This is a genomic window from Streptomyces durhamensis, assembly GCF_000725475.1.
In the GTDB taxonomy this organism is placed as follows: Bacteria; Actinomycetota; Actinomycetes; order Streptomycetales; family Streptomycetaceae; genus Streptomyces; species Streptomyces filipinensis.
The window spans coordinates 39,905-58,908 of sequence record NZ_JNXR01000040.1; the positions used below are offsets into that span (position 1 = coordinate 39,905).

The window sequence follows — 19,004 nt, forward strand, 5'->3', positions numbered from 1 at the left end:
TCACTTCCCTTCGTACGGGGGCAGGCGGAAGCCGAACAGGGGCGCGTAGTCCCCGAGCCGCTCGCGGACGTCGTCGGCGGTCAGGTCCGTCTCCTCGGACGCCAGGAGCACCTGGTCCTCGGTGAGGTCACCGGACAGTGCCGGTTCCCGGCCGGTGAGCCGGGCGGTGAGGATGACGACGTCCCGCCAGTCGGGGATGCGGGTGATGACGGGCTCGGGGAAGGGGATGTCGAGCCCGACCGCCTCGAACTGCCGGAGCCTGCGGTACGCCTGCGGCAGCGCGAGGCCGAGCCGGCCGGCCGCGATGACCAGGGCGAGGGGGGTCAGGGTCCACGACTCCTCCAGGTCCGGCTGCATGAGGGCGTACTCGGCGGCCACGTCGCGCTTCTGCGGCCGGTCCGGGGGCGCGAAACCGTCCGGCACCGGGACGGTGGGGGCGCCCAGGGACCGGTAGGCGTTCACCGTGGCGGCGGCGGTCGGGAGGTCGACCATCTCCGTGTCCGCCAGGAGGATCAGATCAGCCAGCCAGATGTGCTTGCGCCACTCCCCCCGGTGGGACAGTACGGTGAAGACCGAGGGGCTCGGCCGCTGGCGGGCGGCCTCCTCCGGTACGTCGCACACCTCCAGGCCGTACACGGCCAGGCGGCGGCGCAGTCGTCCGGCTAGGTCACCGAGACGCGCGCTGTGCGACGCCGCGAGCCCCATCAGATAGACCGGATCGACCCGGCCTCTCTGCGTGACCGACGGGGACAGCACTGTCGGCACGGCCCCGGAGTCGGTCACGGGCATCACCCACGTGTTCTCCGAGACCTCCCGGGGCCGGCCGGGCCGGCCCGTGGACAGCCAGGCACGCGCCGCGTCGACCGCACGACGCTCGACCAGTCCCGCATCCACCAGGGTCTCGATCGCGGCGACGTTCTCCACCAGCGAGGACGGTTCGTCCAGGTCACCGAGTGCGCGCAGCACCGCCCAGGTGGTCAGCGGACGCGCCCGGGACACACCGCCCTCGTTGTCGGCGCTCTGCTCGGGGGGGAGTGCCTCGCACCACGCGGGTGGGCGGAAATCCGCCAGGGATCCTGGATCCGGCACCTGGAAACCCAGTTCCCCGGCCCAGCCGCCGAGCCACCTCGCGGAGTCCCCCACCGTCTCCGCACGGCTCGCGGCAAGCCGCACCAGGTGCCACAGACCGATCGGGCCCGGGGCGAGAGGGAACCTGTCCCCGTCCAGATCTCTGCTGACCGCGGCGAGCTGGGCACGGTCCAGAGGGTGCACGAGGTCCGGACCGGTGAGCCGGAAGCCGAGGGGTTCGAACCGGCGCACCACGGCCTCGATCTCCGCTGGGGGAATGCCGAGCTGCCAGGCCCGCCAGGCGATGTCGAACGGCCGCACGAGTTGGGCGGACGAAGGCTGGCCGTCGAACGCCAGGGGAGGGCTCGTACTCGTATTCGACAGGCCTGCCTCGTCGTCCACGAGAACGTGCCGTTCCCGGGTACCCACGACATGGGATCCGAGTCCCTGAAGGTCCATGGGCGCCTGGACCGACGGTTCGAGCCGGGACAACTGCACGCACGGTTCGACCAGTGCGCCCAGACTAACCTGGCGCATCTCCGACACCCGCACCAACGCTGTCCGGACACCGGGTTGGCCTTCCAGACCTCTCCGCTCCGCGTCCCGGTACGCCCCGTAGAGGTCGGCCATCGAACGGTCCGGCACGATCTCGTCCAGCGCCCGCACGTCCGTCACCTCCGGGACGGGCACGCCCACGATGGCGTACCGGCGCAGCTGACGCACCGCCTCCCGCAGTGAGCGCCCGGAGTCCGCGGCGGCTCGCAGCACGGTGCCCCAGGAGCCGGTCGGATGAGATCTGAACACAAGCGCGTCGAACGGCTGGGGGGCCGGGAGGACCGCCCCTTCTTCCAACGGACGGTTGCTCCGGCCGATTCCCAGGGCGCTCTCGCGCCAGGCCGTGAACAGGTCCGTCCGCCCCTTGGCCCGACGCGCGCTCCCGCTGCGGACCCCCTTGTCGAGGGGGAAGCATCCGACATCCCGCAGCGTGCGGTGGGCCTGGGTCTGGGCCCGGCTCCTCCAGTCGAAACCTTCGGGAAGCGCCAGGGGCGCATCGCTCTCCAGCAGCTGGCCGACGACCATCTGCCCGAGCAGCGGCTGACTGTTCGTGAGCTCCCAGAGCCATTCCAGCGGGAAGGGACTCCAGGCCGAGCGGACCAGCTCGGGCACGGCGTCCTCGAGGTCGCCTTGCAGACGCTCCTTGTCGTACCCGAGGATCCGGTTGCGGTCCACGCTCAGCTTCGGCCGGTGTCTGCCCCGCAGGTTCACCACATACCCGAACGGGCGGTCGGCCTCCTCGACGAACAGCCCGTCGGCCAGCAGCAGGCCCGGTCCGTCCACCCACCAGATGTCCTCGGCGGCCTGGAAGTGGCGGGTGGGCAGCCTGGAGTCGCCGTACAGCTCGCCCTGCCGCCAGACGACGGGCTCGCCCTGGAACTCGGTGGCGGTCACCTTCACCGGACTGCACCACAGGAACCCGCGCAGCGCCTGGATGACGGACGGCTGCCGTCCGCTCTGCCCGTCGGGCTCGTCGTGGACGTACAGCCGGACCCTGGTGCCGCCCCCCTCCAGCTCCTTCTCCTCCCGGCTCAGGTGCATCAGCCCCGAACCGGCGGTGACACTGGCCCGGTAGCCGCCGTCGCGAGCCGTCGCCCCGCCCGACATCCCCACCGGCCGGGTGATCACCTCGACCTCTTCGGCCAGCATGAAGTAGCTGAACACCCCGATGCCGAACCGGCTGTTCAGCTCGGTGGTGATGCCCTTGCGGCGCCACCGGCGCATCTCGCGCATCCGGGCCGAGGACTGCTCCGAGCGGCGGCCGGCCTGGGCGAAGAGATCGCGCAGCTCCTCGGCCGTCATACCGACGCCGTTGTCCTCGCACTGGATGTACATCCGGCCGGTGGCCTCGTCGAAGCCCTGTGTGAACTCGATGCTGGAGCCGGCCAGTTGCGCCTGTTCCGGCTCCGAGCCCGCCCACCGGTCACAGTCGGCGTAGCGCCGCCGGGCCTGCCGGACCCGGCAGGCGTCGAGGGCGTTCTGGTACAGCTCCCGCACGGCCAGCATCCGGTCGCCGTACAGCTGGGTGCCCATGATGAGCGGCTTGACCTCGTCCTCGGCCAGCTGGAAGCGGGGCGGCGGCTTGTCGAAGGCGCGGTTCTTCGGCAGCAGGCCGTCGGTCTTCACCACCTGCGGCAGGCCGAAGAGAAGGTCGCTCGGGCGCAGGGTGCCATGGGTACGGCGGGCCGCCTGGGACACCGCGGCGATCCGGACCGCGAGGCGGTCCAGGGCGGTGTACAGCGCCGCGCTGCCGCACTTGAAGACCAGCAGCCACCGGGTACCGGACGCCGCGGCCTCCGGGGACTCGGCGTCGCAGCTGATGCCGAACCCCTTGTTGGCCCTGATCTCGCCGACGATCCCCTGCGGCCGGATCTGCGTCGGCTCACGGGGGCCGAGATGGTCGATGAGGACGCCGTCGAGCATCCGCGGGTCGATGGCGAGGAGCCCGGCGATGTGCAGGAGCGTGGCCAGCTCGCGCGGCCGCCAGGTCCACCGCTCCTCGCCGCACAGCTCCTCGGACAGCCCCGTCACCCACTCGCTGCCGTCGGGTGCCGCCGCCTCGGCCGGTGTGCCCGTACCGAGCTGGGAGACGACCTGGAGGACCGCACGGCGCAGCGTGGCCCTGTCGTCCTGGCCGAGTCGCTCACCGGTGGCGCTCTCCGCCGCCCGCACCAGGAGGTCCACCGCGCTGCGCAGGCTGTCGAGCTGCGCGTCCTCGCCGCTCTCCCAGAGCAGGTCCCAGTCGGCGAGGAACCGGTGCCGCAGCCAGTACTCGGCGCCGCGCGCGTCCTCGGCCCGGTCGCGGCGCAGGAGCGTCTCGCGCCAGGACTCGGCCTGCCGGTGGGCGCGTCGCACATCGCCCATGTCCCGGTCGAGCTGGGCTTCGAAGCAGCCCGCGGGCAGGTCCCGGACGTCGGCCGTGTCCTGCGGGCCGCCGTCCCCGATGACGTTGCGCAGCGCCGCCAGGCCGCAGGCCAGCGCGGCCTCACGGAGGAACGGGGCGCCCAGCAGGACCACGGTCTCCACCGGGCCGAGCCGTGCGTCGCTCGCGACGACCAGATGGCCCAGCCGGTTGATCAGCCGCTCCGGGAAGAGGTCGTCGTCCCACGGGTCCGTGCCGGCACGCCGCAACTCACGCACGCGCAGCACTTTGGTCACGACGTCCGCCAGCTGTTCCTTGGCCTTGGCCTGCTCGGCCTCGGAGGCCTCGGTCAGCCCCCACAGGGTCGAGGAGAGGACGGCCTGCGTCCAGGGGCCGGCGAACGGCATGGCCTCGCACAGCGGGACGGCCGCGTGCGCTCCGCCGGACTGGTCCTTGCCCAGCCAGAGGACGTCGACCGCCGGCGGCTTGAGATACGAGTAGCGCCGCGCGATGTCCGGCACCCGGTCCTGGACGGCCCGGACGACGTCGCCCACCGTGCGGGCCGGAGCCTCCCGGGCCACGGCCTGGGTGAGGGCCCTGGCCATGAAGCTGCCGCCCTGGTCGTGCCCCAGGGCCGTCTCACCGGGTGCGCAGGCGCTCAGGATCACGACGTTGTCCCGGGCGCGGCTGAACGTCAGCTTCTCCAGGCCCGCGGGAACCTCACCGCCGTCGCCGCGGCAGGCGTCGAGGCAGAGCATCACCGTGGCGTCGGAGGTCAGCGACTGCAGCAGTTCGTCGGGCACCACCTCGATGAGGCCGTGGGTGTCCAGCACGTGCTCCCCGCCGGGCCGCCGCCTCGCCCAGATGTCACCGGGGACCAGGTAGTCGGTCTCCCCGAACCGCACCCCGTGGCCCGAGAAGTAGACGAGACCGACGTCCCCGTCCTCGCAGGAGGCGAGGAACTCGTCGAGCCGCCCGCGGATGTTCCGCTGGGTGATCGTCTCCTCGTCGTCCAGCACCGTCACGTCCTCCGCCGCGTACCCGGAGCGCAGCAGGGCGTCGCGCAGGTTCGCGACGTCGGTGACGGTGAACGGCAGGCTGGGGTAGGCATCCCGGAGTTCGGGAACCTTCTCCAGGTCCGGATGCGCCGGCACCGCTATCAGAAGAGCCCTCCGGCGCCCAGACCTCATCGTGCTCAATCCCCCCACGAACCAGCCGAGTTCGCGAACCGCGAACCGCGATTATCGCAGACGGCGGCCCGTTACGAGTGAGTACGACAACGGATGTGGCCCGGCCCGGCGTCCCGCCAGGATGCGGGTGTGAACCCTTCTTCCGAGGACTCCCCCGCCGAGGTGCCCGCCGCGCTCCCGGCCGACCGCGGCCCGGTCGTCGCGCTGCTGGTGGCGACCGCGCTCCTGCTGCTCCCGCTGCTGTACGGGTGGTACCGCTTCAGCGCGGACACGCTCGGCTGTCTCGGCCGGCCGGCCGGCTGCCGGGGGCAGCGCGCGCCCGTGATGTCGGCGGTCGACTGGGGGCTGCTGCTCGTCGCCGGGCCGGTCGCCGGTGCCGCGCTGCTCGGCGTCGGCGGAGCGATACTGCGGCGCCGGGCCGCGGTGTGGGCGGCGGCCGGTGCGTTCCTCGGCACGCTGCTGATGTGGGTCGTCGCGGTCCACGCGCTGGGCGAAGGGCTGCAGCACTCGAACATCGACTTCTGAACGCCGTCCCGGCCCTCACCTCCGGTAGCGGCGCGCCGCGCGCCGGTCGCGGCGGACCAGTACCGCCGTGCTCAGGACGACGAACGCCAGCGCGGCCGTCAGCGGCGCCAGGAAGCCGAGCATCACCGCTCCTTCCCGGTGTCCGTCCGCGCCCGGACGATCGCGCTCTCCACGGCCGCGACCCGGTCGGCGAGCAGGCCGAGGGCCGCGACCGCGCGGGTCAGCGGGTCGTCCTCGGGACCGCCCAGGGTGCGGGCGCGTACGTGGGCGCTCTTCACCTCGGCCCAGCGGGCGGCCTGTGCGGCGTCGAGCGTGCCGCGCAGTTCGGCCAGCTTCAGCAGGTTGGCCTCGGCGCCCGTGGTGAGGGTCTGGGCCTCGGCGGTGTAGTGGTCGTCGACGACGGCCTCGCGTTCGGCGTCGTTCATGACCGGGCGCAGCCGCTGGGTGATCGTGTTCATGTCGCGGTAGGAGCCCTGGAGGCGGAAGGGGGGTTCCGTACGGGTCGCCTCCGAACGGGCGGCGGAGGCGATGTAGGTCTTGTTGACCTTCAGCAGCGTCTCGCGGACCGCCAGCGCATGGCGCAACACCGCCAGTACGCCGTCCAGTTCGGCCGCCGGCAGGGGCTGCGTCAGCCGGTCGGCGCGGGCCGTGGGGTCGGCCGCGGCCAGCCGGACCAGCACGTCCAGGTCGGCGTGGTCGCGGGCGGCGAGCGGGGCGAGCACCGGGTTGGCGGTCAGGGCGTTCTCGACGAAGCTGAGCGCGAAGACGTCCTCCTTTCCGGTGAGGACGTCGCCGAGGTTCCACACGTCGGCACGGTTGGCGAGCATGTCGGGGATGCGGAAGCGTTCGCCGGACTCGGTGTAGGGGTTGCCGGACATGCAGACCGCGAAGCGCTTGCCCCGCAGGTCGTAGGTGCGCGGGGTGCCGTCCCACACGCCGTCCACGCGCCGGGTGGCGTCGCACAGCGGGATGAACTTCTGCAGCAGCTCGGGCGACGTGTGCTGGATGTCGTCCAGGTACAGCAGGGTGTTGTTCCCGGCCGCCAGCGCGAAGTTGATCTTCTCTATCTCGCGGCGGGCGGTGGCGTCCGGGGCGTCCGCCGGGTCCAGCGAGGTGACGGTGTGGCCGAGCGCCGGGCCGCTGACCTTGACCAGCATCAGTCCGAGCCGGTCGGCGACGTACTCCATGAGGGTCGTCTTGCCGTAGCCGGGCGGGGAGATGAGCAGGAGCAGACCGCCGGTGTCGGTGCGCTTCGTCTCGCCGGTGGTGCCCAGCTGGCGGGCCAGGCTGTCGCCGATCAGGGGAAGGTACACCTCGTCGACCAGGCGGTTGCGGACGAACGCCGACATCACCCGGGGCCGGTGGTCGTCCAGGCGCAGCCGGTCGCGTTCGGCCGTCACCAGGGCGCTGCGGCGGCGCTGGTAAGCGCGGAAGGCGGGTACGTCCTCGGCCGTGAAGCGGGCCGTGCAGGCGAGGAACTCGTCGACGCGCAGCGGCAGCCGGCCGTCGCGCACGCGTGGGTGCGTGCCCAGCAGGCCCTCCGCCTCCGCGGTGAGGGGGGCGTCGCCGTCGTAGCGGGGCAGACCGGGGCACAGTTCGGCGGCGACCGCCTCGGCCAGTTCGCCCGGCCCGGCCTCGGTGCCGGTGGCGGCGGCGTACGCGCCGAGCCAGGCGTGCACCACCTGCCGGCGCGCGGCGAGGCCGGTCAGCCCCGCCAGGCCGTCGCCGTAACTCCCGCCCGTGTGGCGGAACTTCTCCAGCAGCGCGCGGGCCGTGGACCCGAGGACGAAGCCCTCCGGGCCGCCGGTCAGCTCCTCGAAGAGGTACGCGGCGGCCGGCCCGCCCGCCGCCCCCGCGTCCCAGTCCTCGATCGCCCCGGCCAGCTCCCGCTCCAGCTCCCCGATGGCCGGTACGGCGCCGAAGGCGTCCCGGGCCCGGGCCAGCGACACCGCCCGCCGGGCCCACGCGGTACGGGCCTCGTCGGTGGTGCCGTGCGCCCAGAAAAGCTGGGCGGCGGCGCGGGCGGCGGGCTCGTGACGCAGGGTGCCGGCGCCTTCGTACAGGGGCAGCAGGGCACGGAGCACGAGCGTCGCGTCATGGTCGTGGACCCCGCGCTCGTAGCCCTCGTCGTACGACTCCTGCGCCGCCCGGCGCACCAGGTCCGGCAGGTCGTCGGCGGCGGCGAGCGCGGCGGGGCCGTGCTCGGCGAGCAGCCGGGCGGCCAGGTGCTCGGCGCGGTACACCTGCGGGGACTCCGACGGCAGCGGGCGGCCCCAGTAGGGGCGGTACGCGGCGAAGTCGGGGTCGGTGACCGGGGCGCGGTAGTCGGTGCCGGTCACGGCGAAGGCGACACCGTCGCCGTGCGGGACGAGGGTGAGGTCGAGCGGCTGGGTGTTGACGGCGAAGCGGTGGCCGCCCAGCAGCAGCGTGCGGCCGTCCTCGGCGTACAGGTCGGCGCGGTCGCGCAGGGCGCGGGCGGCCTCCTGGCGGGCCGACTTCAGACGGCCGTCGAGTTCCTCGGCGCGCACGCTGTCGCCGAGGGCGCGCAGCTCGTCGGCGGTGCGGCGGACCTTGGCGACCAGCGGGTCGGAGGCGAAGTAGGTGGTGACCGCGTCCGTGTCGGCGAGCGTGGCCGCGCGCCGCCCGACGGTTTCCAGCATCCGGCCGGCGGAGACGGCGAGCTGTTCGGCGCGGCGGGCGCGGGCGTCGGCCAGGGACTGCTTGCGGGCGGCGAACGCCTCGTAGATCTCCGTGCGCCGGTCGGCGAGCTCACCGAGGAAGTCGTCGAACTCGGCGAACCTGCCGTCCAGGTCCTCCACCCGGGTGAGGACGACGGTGAGCTGGTCGTCGCACTCCTCGGGCGTGCCGGACGCGGTGAGCGCGGCGGTGACGGCCTGGGCGAGCAACGCGGTCTCGGCGGCGAACTCGGCCCGCCCCTCACGGTCCTGCAGGGTACGGCGGCGGCCGTCCAGGGTGGCGCGGGCCCGGTTGACCCCGCCCAGCACCTCGGCGATCCGCTCCAGGACGGCCGTACGGACGGTGGCGTCGGCGATGTCGAGGCCGGTGACGACCTCGGTGACCGTGCGCAGCCCGGTGGCGAGTTCGTCGAGCCGCGCGGCGACGGGCCGGGCCGCGGCGACCGTCTCGATCCCGGCCGCCTCGGCGACGAGCCGCTCGACCTCCGCCTGCTGGCCCGCGAAGGCGTCGTCGCGGGCCAGGTACGCCACCGCGCGCCGGCCGAAGGCCGCGAGGTCGGACTCGGCGTCGGCGGCCAGCGTCGCCACCCGGGCGGCGTCGACGTACCGCAGCTCGCGCAGGGTCAGCGCATGCCCGTGCGCCTGCCGCAGTTCGGTCAGCCCGCGCACCCAGGCGGCGGCCTCGCGCGGGGCCTCGCCGCGCAGCCGGCGTACCACGCCGGCGATCCGCTCGGCGGCCTCGTCGAGTGCGTCCGCGGCCTGCCGGGTCAGCTCCCGCACGGTCTCGAACTCGCCCAGCACCTGGTCGGCGGTGCCCCGGAGCGCGTCCAACGGCTCGGCCAGCGCGCCGAGTTCCGGCTCGGAGAGCCAGTGGTGGACGTCGGCGGCCCGCACGCAGGCCGCCACCAGCGCCCGGTAGCCCTCGCTCGTCTCGATGCCGTCGGTGACCAGCCGGGCCACGGACAGACAGTCGGCGAGGCCGCGTACGAGGTCCGCGTTGCCGACCCGGGCGAGCGCGCCGGTGCCGGTACGCAGGGCGGCGGCGTGGGTGTCGGAGACGTACGGCGAGGTCCACCACTGGACCGGGTGGGTGTGCCCGGGCTCGTCCCCGTCTGCGCGCAGCACGGCGAGCGCGCCGTCCTCGAACAGGGCCCAGCCCCGGCACGGCAGCGGGGTCGCGACCTCCTTGCGCAGGGTGTTGTACGACAGCAGCAGGGTCCGCTCCCCGGCGCGGGACCGGAAGGCGTACAGCACGTCCTCGCCGTTCGGCGCGCGCACCTGCCGCTCGAACTCCAGCCGTCGCACGTCGAGTTCGTACGTCTTGTGCGCGCCGCCGGCCAGGCAGTACCCGCCCGGGAAGACGACCCCCTGCTCCTCCGGCAGCCGCCGGCACGCCTGCCCGATGCCGTCCAGCCGGACGACGGTCCCGCAGAGCGTGTCGAACACCAGGTACCGGTCGGCGTCCTCCTTGTACGGCCGCACCCGCAGCAGCACCAGCGGGCCGACGCGCGCGTGCCCGACGGCCGCGTCGGCCAGCGACTGCAGCGGCTCCTGGACGGGTTCCTCGTACAGTTCCGCGCCGTCCGGGACGTGCACGGTGAGGGTGCCGCCGACGGTCGACACCCCGATCCCGCCGGGCACGGCGACGTACGGGCGCTGCCCCTCGCGCCGCAGGACGTGGTCCTCGCGGGTGGTCTGCGTCCAGGTCAGGTCCTGGGCCGGCGGGAAGACGTCGTCGCGGTCGCCGCGCGCGTCCAGGAACCGCGCCGACCGGCCGTCCTCGGTGACGGACCAGCGCAGGACGCGGACGTCCTCGGCCTTCTCGCCGGTGCGGAACACCGCCAGCAGCCGGCCGTCGACCCGGCGCAGCCGCAGCAGCCGGGCCTGCCGGTAGTACCGGTGCAGGGCGGTGAACTCGCGGACGAACGCCGGGTCGTCGAGCAGGCCCGGTACGGCGTCCTCGGGCAGCCGCGTGCCGTCCCGGCCGTACAGTCCGAACACGTCGGCCGCGACGACGTCGGTGCCGCCGGTTGCGACGGTTGCGACGGTTGCGCCGAAGAGGAGGGTGTCTCCCACGGCCACGATGTCGCCCGGGAGGCACGGGTGCCCGGTGCGGAGCCGGGCGGTGGCCGCGAGGTCCAGCCGCGCCGAGCCGAACTCCTCGGTCCGGCGGGTGTTGAGCGCGGTGGCCCTGCGGGCGAGCTCGGCTGCCTGCGCGGCAAGACGGTCACGGAGCACCTCGTAGGTACCGGCGTCCACGTCGGCGGGGGCCTGCGGCGCCTGAGCGGTGGCCATGGGGAGTGCGTTTCCCTTCGTGGGCGGGTGGTGATGCGCCATCGGGCTGCAGGAGCGTTGCCGGCTGCGGGTGCGCCGTGGCTGGTCGCGCGGTTGGCCGCGCCCCCGACGGGGCTGCTGAGCCATCGGCCGTCGAGGCGCCCGGCAGGCGCACCCGCCCCGGCTCGCCTCAGTTCGGGCTCACACTGCCGTTCAGGGCGGTCACCGGGGTGTCCGCGAGGCCCAGTTCACTCGCCCGGTCGAGGAGCTTCTGAAGCTGGCCGGCCTCCGGCCCGCCGCCCTTGATCTGCTTCATCAGCAGCGCCGACACCGTCAGGTTGCGCACATCCGCCGTGCCGACCGAGCCGAGGATGGTGCTCAGGTCCTCCGTGAAGCTGCCGGACCCGTCCAGCCAGGGCTTCACCAGCGCCTGCGCGGTCTGGGAGTTGTGGACGAACCCGTCCACCCCCTTGCCGAGCGAGACGGCGGACACCAGCCGGTCGAAGAAGACGGACTCCCCGCCGACGATGTCGATGTCGGCGTGCTCCAGCCCGGTCGCGAGAACCGTCGCCTGCGCCTCGGCGACCTGCCGCTGCGTCTCCAGCCCGGCGAGCCGGATCTCCTTCTCCGCCTGCAGCCGCAGCCGGTACTCCTCGTGCCCGCGCGAGGCCTCGTCCAGCGCGGCCATCGCGGCGGCCTTCTCGGTCAGACCGGCGGCCTCGGCCTTCAGCTTCTCGCCGATGGCGGTGGCCTCCGCGAGCGCCTTCGCCCGGGTGCCCTCCGCCTCCGCCTTCAGCCGCGCCTCGGTGGCCTCCGCCGCGGCCCGCGCGCCCTCGGCCTCCGCGAGGCCCTTGGCCCTGGCCCCCTCGGCCTCCGCGAGCGCCTTGGCTTGCGTGCCCTCGGCCTCGGCGCGCAGCCGTGCCTGGGTGGCCTCGGCCTCCGCGCGGCCGGCCTTGGCGGTGACCTCGGCCTCCTTGTCGCGCACCTGCGCGGCGGCGAGCCCCTCGGCGGCGGCCTCGGCCTGGACGCCCTCGGCGAGCCGCAGCTTGGCCCGGGCGTCGAGGTCGGCCCTCTTCAACCGGGCCTCGGCCAGGGTGAGTTCCTCGGCGGCGCGGTGCGTGGCGGCCTGTTCCGCGGCCTCGGCGGCCTTGATGTCCTTGACCAGCTTCTCCTGCGCCTCGGCCTCGGCGGCGATGACGAGGGCCTGCCGCTCCCGCTCGGCCTCCTCGACCACGCGCAGCTTCTTGATGGACTCCTCCTGCTCGGCGACCGTACGGTCCACCGCGACCCGCTCCCGGACGACCTCGGCGATCTCCCGCTTCTCCGCCTCGACCTCCTTGTCGGCGGCGATCCTGGTCAGCTGGGTCTCCCGCTCCCGGGCGATGACCTCCAGCAGCCGGTCCTTCTCGATGCGCTCGTTCTCGACGGCGATGACCCGCTCACGGTTCTTCGCGGCGACGGCGATCTCCCGGGCCTGGTTCTCGCGCTGCACGCCGAGCTGTTCCTCGGTGCGCAGGAAGGCGCCCTGCGCGCGCAGCCGCTCCTCCTCCACCACGCGGGCGGTCTCGGCCTCCTCGCGCGCCCGGGAGGTCTCGATCTCCCGCTTCTGCTTGATCTCGGCGTCCGCCTGCCGGCGCTCCAGCTCCAGGATGGTCTCGCGCGCGTCGACGTTCTGCCGGGTGATCTCCTTCTGCTCGGTGCGCTGCGCCTCGTTGGTGCGCACGTGCTCGATCGCCGTCAGCTCGGTGATCTTGCGGATGCCCTGGGCGTCGAGGACGTTGGCCGGGTCGAGCTGGGTGAGCGGGGTCTGCTCCAGGTAGTCGATCGCGGCGTCCTCAAGGTGGTAGCCGTTGAGGTCGATGCCGATCAACTCGATGATGTGGTACCGGAGTTCCTCACGCTTGGTGTAGAGGTCGGTGAAGTCCATCTGCTTGCCGACGGTCTTCAGCGCCTCGGAGAACTTCGCGTGGAACAGCTCCTGCAGCGTGTCCTGGTGGCTGGCGCGCTCGGTGCCCACGGTCTGGGCGACCTTGATGACGTCCGGGACGGTCTTGTTGACCTTGACGAAGAACAGGATCCGGATGTCGGCGCGGATGTTGTCGCGGCAGATCAGCCCGTCCCGGCCGGAGCGGCTGATCTCGATCGTCTTCACCGAGATGTCCATGACCTCGGCCTTGTGCAGGATCGGCAGCACGACCTGCCCGGTGAAGGACACGTCGACCCGCCGGGTCTTCGACACGATCAGGGCCTGGCTCTGGTCCACCTTGCGGTACAGCCGGGAGAACGCGAGCACCGCGAGCACCACGACGAAGAGACAGACGGCGGCGAGCACGCCGAGCGCTTCCATGACACACGTCCTTGCGTCAGACGATGAGAGACGGAGCCCCCCGGGGCTGCGATGCCGGACGTCCGGCGGACCTCGTCGGGCGTCCCGGCACCCGCACCCCTCCGTAGTGCTCCCCGTAGGAGATGGTGCGGCAGGGCGCACACCCGCGCATTGCCGGTTTCCGGCAGTGTTCACTAGGGTCTGCATGCCGGACATGCGCTAAGAAAGCGTCACCGGCGCGTCAAGATCGCGGGGGACGGGGCAGGCGTGGGGGACCAGCACGGCACGAGCGGCATACCCGAGCACTATCTGGACGGCTTCGCCGGAACGCTGACCGAGGTCGCGGCCACCAGCCGGCGGCTGACCAGGGAGGAGCTGAAGACCCGGCGGACCCTGGGCGAGCAGGCCGCCGACGCGGGCCACGGACTGCGCGCGCTGGTCGTCGCCCACCTGGCCGCCGCCCGCGCCGCCTGGCCGGCCGTGCCCGGCTCGGCCGAGAGCAGCCTCGCGACACTGGCCGCCGTGGAGCAGGCGATCGACGCGTTCGCCGAGGGCTACGAGCGCGCCCAGCGGCTCACCGTGCGCCGCGAGGAGGCCGCGCGCCGGGAGTTCATCGACGACCTGCTGTACGGCCGCAGCGACCTCGGCCGGCTCGCCGAGCGCGCGGAGCGGTTCGGCCTGCGCCTGTCCCGGGCCCACGCGGTGGCCGTAGCCGAGGGGCCGGCCCCCTGTGTCGAGGGCGGTCCGGTCGCCCGCCGGGTCGAGGCCGCCGTGCTCGCCCGCTTCGACTCCCGCAGCATCCTGCTCACCACCAAGAGCGGCCGGCTGCTGTGCGTCGCACCCGGCGACGAGGACGAGGTCCTGCTCCACTTCGCCCAGCAGGCGTACGCGGCGATGGGCGCCGCCGGCGCGGCACCGCGGATCGCGATCGGCCGCCCGCAGCACGGCGCCGGCGGGGTCGTGCAGTCGTACGAGGAGGCCCTCGCCGCGCTGGAGATGGCGGCCCGCCTGGATCTGGCCGGGCCGGTGCTGCGCGCCGCCGACCTGCTCGTCTACCCGGTGCTGACGCGGGACCGGCAGGCCCTGGTGGACCTGGTGTCGCACACCCTCGGCCCGCTGACCGGGGCCCGCGGCGGGGCCTTGCCGCTGCTGGACACCCTGGCCGCGTACTTCGACTCGGGCTGCGTGGCCGCCGAGGCCGCCCGCCGCCTGTCCCTCAGCGTCCGCGCGCTGACGTACCGCCTGGAGCGCATCCACAAACTCACCACCGCCGACCCGACCGACCCGGCCCACCGTTACATGCTCCAGACGGCGGTCATCGGCGCCCGCCTCCTGGACTGGCCCAACCGCCCGCTGTGACACAATAATTGACTTATCGTCAACTCTCTTACGCAGCACGGTGTCTGCCTTCGCCGGTCAGCGCGTACGCACCCCCCGGCGGTCGGCTCACGTCGCGCGATTAGCATCGGCGAACAGATCACTGATTCGTGGTCATGCCCAGCAGAGAGAGCAACGCGCATGCACAAGTCCGTACGCCGGATGCTGATCGCCGCCCCCGTCACCACCGCCGCCTGCCTCGGGCTCGTCCTCACGGCCGGCGCGGGCACGAGTGCGGCCGCCGCCGGCCTCCACAACGTGAACGAGCGCTACGCCGAGGGCTCCATGTCGTACAACCCGTACACCGACGACATCACGGTCAAGGACCTCAAGAAGGACGGGCGCACCTTCGCCGTCAGCCTCTTCGGGCCCGCCTCGGACGGCGTCCACGTCTGCAAGGTGAGCGGCAAGGGCAAGTCCAAGACCTGCAACTTCAACTTCAGGAGCGGCCGGCTGAACGTCCTGGTCTTCACCGAGCGCGGCAACCAGCACTGGGACGTCGACAAGTTCCACATGGACGCCTGACCCACCCGCGGCGCACCATCGAAAGTACTTGCATTCGTGGAAAGTACTGTCCATGCTTACGGTGTGCACGAGAGGCGGCCCGACCACCGCCTCTCCCCGCCCCACACCGAAGGGACACTCATGGACACCACGGGGGAACCGATGGACGCCCGGCAGGCTCGGGACGCGCTGGCCGCTGTCTGTGCCGCGCGGACCGCGGCGCGTACGGCGGGCGAGCGCATGCCCCTCGGCTACGCCATCGGCCAGGGCCTGACCTGCGCGGTCGGCTTCACCGCCCTGGGCCTGGCCGACCGGTGGCCGCGCTGGGGGGGCTGGCTGGTGGCCGCCGCCGCCGCGAGCCTGATCGCCTTCCTGGTGCTGATCTGGGTCGGCGCGCACAAGGGCGGGGTGACGCGCTGGTTCAGCCGGGACCCCGGGCCCGGCCGCCCGGCCTGGTACGCCTGGGTGGTGCCCTTCGTCCCCCTGGCCGTCGGCCTGCTGGCCGCGATCCCGTACGGCGTGCCGGGCTGGCTCATCGGCCTGGGCCTGGCCTCGGGCGCGGACCGCGTGCTGCGCGCGCTCCGGCCGGGCGGCACCGCATGACCGGCCCCGCCGGTGGTGCGCCCCCCGCGCTGGACCGGGAACTGCACCACCCGACCCGGCTGGCCCTCGCCGCCTACCTGTCGGGGTGCGGCGAGGCGGAGTTCGCCGTTCTGCGGGACTACTGCCAGGTCTCCGACTCCACGCTGAGCAAGACCCTCTCCGCGCTGGAGAAGACGGGCTACGTCAGCATCCGCAAGGGGCACCTCGGCAAGCGCCCGCGCACCTGGGCCTCGCTCACCCTCACCGGACGCAGGGCGCTCACCCGCCATCTGGCGGCGCTGGAGGACATCGCGGCGACCGCCCGCCGGGCCGCCACCGAGGCGGACGGCCCGGCGGGCGGCGGCTGCGGCTGAGTGCCGGTCACTCCTCGTCGGTCTCGACCACCGGGCGGGTGCGCCCCGGCTCCGGCAGCTCCTGCAGCTCCGCCCGGACGAGCAGGACGTCACCGATGAAGAGGTCGTAGACCAGGATGCCGATGACGCCGCCGACCAGCGGGCCGACGATCGGGATCCACCAGTAGGCGCTGAACGAGCCGGACACACTGCCCGGGAAGGCCAGACTGTTCCAGCCCGCCGCGTAGGTGAACAGGCGCGGCCCGAAGTCACGGGCCGGGTTGATGGCATAGCCCGCGTTGGCGCCGTAGGACATGCCGATGGCGGCGACGACGAACCCCACGACCAGCGGTCCGAGGTTGGCCTTCACGGCCTGGTTGCGCATGTCGATGACGGCGGCGATCAGCATGAGCAGGAAGGCCGTACCGACGATCTGGTCGATCAGCGGCCCCCAGATGCCGCCGTGGAAGTACGGCGCCGGGAACGTGGCGAAGATGGAGAAGGTGGCGTTCGTGTGCCCGTTCACCTTCGGCGCGGGCGAGACGGCGTCATACGCGTGGATCGCCTGGTGGTACACGAGATAGACCAGCGCCGCGCCGGTGAGCGCGCCGACGACCTGCGAGAACCAGAACGGCAGGACCTTGGCCCAGGAGAAGCCGCGGCGCACCGCCATGGCCAGGGTCACCGCCGGGTTCAGATGGGCGCCGCTCACGCCGCCGCCGACGTAGACGCCGAAGACGACGGCGAAGGCCCAGCCCCAGGTGATCAGCAGCCAGTCGCCGGACGCGAGGAAGATCGTCGTGGGGGTGGCGGCACGGCCCGAACCGGGCAGCGCGGCGACCGCCATCGCGACCACACCGCAGCCGAAGGAGATGAGCACGAAGGTTCCGAGGAACTCGGCGAGACACTCGCCCAGCAGCCCTCCCCGGGCCCTGAGCCGGGACGGCTTGATGATCGCGGGGATTTCGACAGCCACGGAGGCCCCCTTGAAGAGAGCGATACGGCCAACATCACCATATTGGCCCACAAACTCTCACCCCGCAGGTTGACGGTGCCCCGTCAGCCGTCGAGATCGTCGGCGAAGTGCCGGAACCCGTGCCGGTCCCGGTGCATGCCCCACAGCGTCTCCGCGAGCACGGCCGGGTCCTTGCGCGCGTGCCCCAAAGTGATCGCCCCGGGGATCACCAGCTGCGCCACGTGAATCCCCTCGGGCGCGAGCCGTTCGTGCAGCAGATGGCCGTACGCGGTCTCCGCGGCGAACGCGATGGACGTCCCGGCCCGCTCGGGGTGCGGTACGACGGCGGTCCCGCCGTTGACGAGGAGGATCGTGCCGCGCCCCAGCCGGCGCATCCCCGGCAGCACCTGCTGCACGGCGGCCACGGGCCCGTACACGGAGAACTCGACGGGCCCGACGAGATCGCGGGGCCCGGTCTCCAGCACGGGCCGCATGAAGTCCCGGTGCGGGACCGGGCTGTACTGCAGCACCTCGATGGTCCCCACCTCGCCCGCGGCGCGCTCCAGCGCCCCGGCCAGCTCCTGTGGCCTGCGCACGTCGGCGACGAAGCCCCGGGCCCGGACCCCGCTCTCGCCGAGGTCGCCCACCAGCATGTCGAGCCGCCCCCGGTCCCGGGCGAAGAGCGCGACCTCGAAGCCCTCCCGCCCGAACCGCCGCGCGACGGCGGCCCCGAGCCCCGGCCCGGCACCCACGATGGCGATACCGCTCATGCCGTCCATCCGTACCGCACACCCCGGGTCGGCGGCTAGCCGACCGGGTCGGGCCCCTGTGCACCGCCCCCGCGCAGCCGCTCCACCTGTGCGGCGGTGACGGCGTGGACGGCGAAGGCACCGGCGACGGCGGCGCCCACGACGGCCGCGTCGGACAGCAGCAGCGGCCACCCCTCGGTGTAGGCACGCTCGATGATCTGGTCCGTGGAGTCGTGGGACACGATCCCCACCCCGCTGATCATCCCGATCAGCCACAGCCCCCACCACACGTCGACGGAGCGGGGAAGCCTCCGCCCGGGCGCGCTGCTGCGGAACGCGTCGGCGACGATCCCCCGTGGGAACCACAGGTTGACCAGAGGCACGAACCACCCGAGGAACACCCAGATCCCCAGGTACCTCGGCGTGTCCCCCGACAGCGCCCGCGCGTTGTCCCGCAGCCTGAACAGCCAGGACAGAAAGAGCATGGCGCACAGGAACACCAGCACGCCGCCCGCCGACGTCACCAGGTGATACGAGTTCTCCAGCGAGGTGAGCTGCCGGTGCACCCCGTCGCCCTGGTCCGGGGGCCCGGCGGCCGGCTCCCCGGCGCCGGCGAGGCGTATCTCCCACGCCCCGCGTACCACCCAGGCGAGCCCGGCGAGCAGCAGTCCCCCCACAGCCAGCCGCCCGGTCACCTGAACCGGCCTGTACGCGAGCGTACGGGCAGCCGACTGATCCATCTGTTCGGTCACCGCCCCATCTTGTCGTACCGGAGCCGCAGGTCACCAGCGTGGACGCGGCTGCGCCGTCCGGGTGCATCCGTCACGCGACCGGCCGCGCGTCGGCCGCTCAGCGCGCCCCGCTCGCCGTCCCGCAGCAAGGATGGCGAGTAGCCGATGTCATGGCGTGCGCGGACCGCGAGCATCAGGAGACAGACGACCAGTGAGCATCCTCAACGAACCCCATGGTGCCGCCGCGCCTGAGGAGGCGTACGAGAGCGAGGTGCCGGTCAGGGGCAGGCGGCCGGGCAGTGTCGTGGTGAAGTGGCTGACGACCACCGACCACAAGACGATCGGCACGCTGTATCTGGCGACGTCGTTCGCGTTCTTCCTGGCCGGCGGCGTCATGGCGCTGATCATGCGCGCGGAACTGGCGCGGCCGGGCCTGCAGATCATCTCGAACGAGCAGTTCAACCAGCTGTTCACGATGCACGGCACCGTGATGCTGCTGATGTTCGCCACCCCGCTCTTCGCGGGCTTCACCAACTGGATCATGCCGCTGCAGATCGGCGCCCCGGACGTGGCGTTCCCGCGGCTGAACATGTTCGCCTACTGGCTGTACCTGTTCGGCTCGACCATCGCGGTGGGCGGCTTCCTCACCCCGGACGGCGCGGCCGACTTCGGCTGGTTCGCCTACTCCCCGCTGTCGGACGCGGTCCGCAGCCCGGGCATCGGCGCCGACATGTGGATCATGGGTCTGGCCTTCTCC

Annotated in this window: 12 protein-coding genes; 6 read left to right on the forward strand and 6 right to left on the reverse strand. The window is 73.0% G+C overall.

Going from position 1 to position 19,004, the window contains the following annotated elements; genetic code table 11:
- Positions 1 to 5,175, reverse strand: a complete 5,175-nt coding sequence (locus IO33_RS0138300) for a caspase family protein (RefSeq protein ID WP_051927213.1) — start codon at positions 5,173 to 5,175, stop codon at positions 1 to 3.
- 129 nt (positions 5,176 to 5,304) lie between these two features.
- Here IO33_RS0138300 and IO33_RS0138305 point away from each other — a divergent pair, with 129 nt between their 5' ends.
- Positions 5,305 to 5,700, forward strand: a complete 396-nt coding sequence (locus IO33_RS0138305) for a hypothetical protein (RefSeq protein ID WP_031173701.1) — start codon at positions 5,305 to 5,307, stop codon at positions 5,698 to 5,700.
- 122 nt (positions 5,701 to 5,822) lie between these two features.
- Here IO33_RS0138305 and IO33_RS0138315 read toward each other — a convergent pair whose 3' ends face one another.
- The gene (locus IO33_RS0138315) at positions 5,823 to 10,691 is read right to left on the reverse strand and encodes a DNA repair ATPase (protein WP_051927214.1); all 4,869 of its coding nucleotides are present in this window, start codon (positions 10,689 to 10,691) and stop codon (positions 5,823 to 5,825) included.
- Between the two features lie 169 nt (positions 10,692 to 10,860).
- The gene (locus tag IO33_RS0138320; RefSeq protein WP_031173703.1) at positions 10,861 to 13,017 is read right to left on the reverse strand and encodes a hypothetical protein; all 2,157 of its coding nucleotides are present in this window, start codon (positions 13,015 to 13,017) and stop codon (positions 10,861 to 10,863) included.
- 246 nt (positions 13,018 to 13,263) lie between these two features.
- Here IO33_RS0138320 and IO33_RS0138325 point away from each other — a divergent pair, with 246 nt between their 5' ends.
- The 4 genes from IO33_RS0138325 to IO33_RS0138340 all read left to right on the forward strand — a co-directional run bounded on the left by IO33_RS0138325 (position 13,264) and on the right by IO33_RS0138340 (position 15,833).
- Positions 13,264 to 14,355 carry a PucR family transcriptional regulator gene (locus tag IO33_RS0138325; protein ID WP_245235998.1) on the forward strand — a complete coding sequence of 364 codons (1,092 nt, stop codon included), beginning with the start codon at positions 13,264 to 13,266 and terminating at the stop codon, positions 14,353 to 14,355.
- 159 nt (positions 14,356 to 14,514) lie between these two features.
- Positions 14,515 to 14,898, forward strand: a complete 384-nt coding sequence (locus tag IO33_RS0138330; protein ID WP_031173705.1) for a hypothetical protein — start codon at positions 14,515 to 14,517, stop codon at positions 14,896 to 14,898.
- Positions 14,899 to 15,018: 120 nt separating this feature from the next.
- Entirely contained in the window at positions 15,019 to 15,480 is a 462-nt protein-coding gene (locus IO33_RS0138335) for a hypothetical protein (protein ID WP_031173706.1), read from the forward strand.
- Positions 15,477 to 15,833 carry a winged helix-turn-helix domain-containing protein gene (locus tag IO33_RS0138340; protein ID WP_037687046.1) on the forward strand — a complete coding sequence of 119 codons (357 nt, stop codon included), beginning with the start codon at positions 15,477 to 15,479 and terminating at the stop codon, positions 15,831 to 15,833. Before IO33_RS0138335 ends, IO33_RS0138340 begins: the two co-directional genes overlap by 4 nt.
- Positions 15,834 to 15,840: 7 nt before the next feature.
- On the opposite strand, the gene IO33_RS0138345 is transcribed toward IO33_RS0138340, so the two are convergent.
- The 3 genes from IO33_RS0138345 to IO33_RS0138355 form a co-directional block, all read right to left on the reverse strand.
- Complete coding sequence (locus IO33_RS0138345; protein ID WP_031173708.1) at positions 15,841 to 16,788, reverse strand: MIP/aquaporin family protein; 948 nt, start codon at positions 16,786 to 16,788, stop codon at positions 15,841 to 15,843.
- Positions 16,789 to 16,871: 83 nt separating this feature from the next.
- Positions 16,872 to 17,537 carry an SDR family NAD(P)-dependent oxidoreductase gene (locus IO33_RS0138350; RefSeq protein WP_031173710.1) on the reverse strand — a complete coding sequence of 222 codons (666 nt, stop codon included), beginning with the start codon at positions 17,535 to 17,537 and terminating at the stop codon, positions 16,872 to 16,874.
- 35 nt (positions 17,538 to 17,572) lie between these two features.
- A complete protein-coding gene (locus tag IO33_RS0138355; protein WP_390987351.1) occupies positions 17,573 to 18,268 on the reverse strand; it encodes a DUF4328 domain-containing protein in 696 nt (231 codons plus the stop codon).
- Positions 18,269 to 18,458: 190 nt separating this feature from the next.
- On the opposite strand from IO33_RS0138355, the gene IO33_RS0138360 reads away from it, so the two are divergent.
- The coding region (locus IO33_RS0138360; protein ID WP_031173713.1) for a cbb3-type cytochrome c oxidase subunit I at positions 18,459 to 19,004 on the forward strand (546 nt) is incomplete at its 3' end.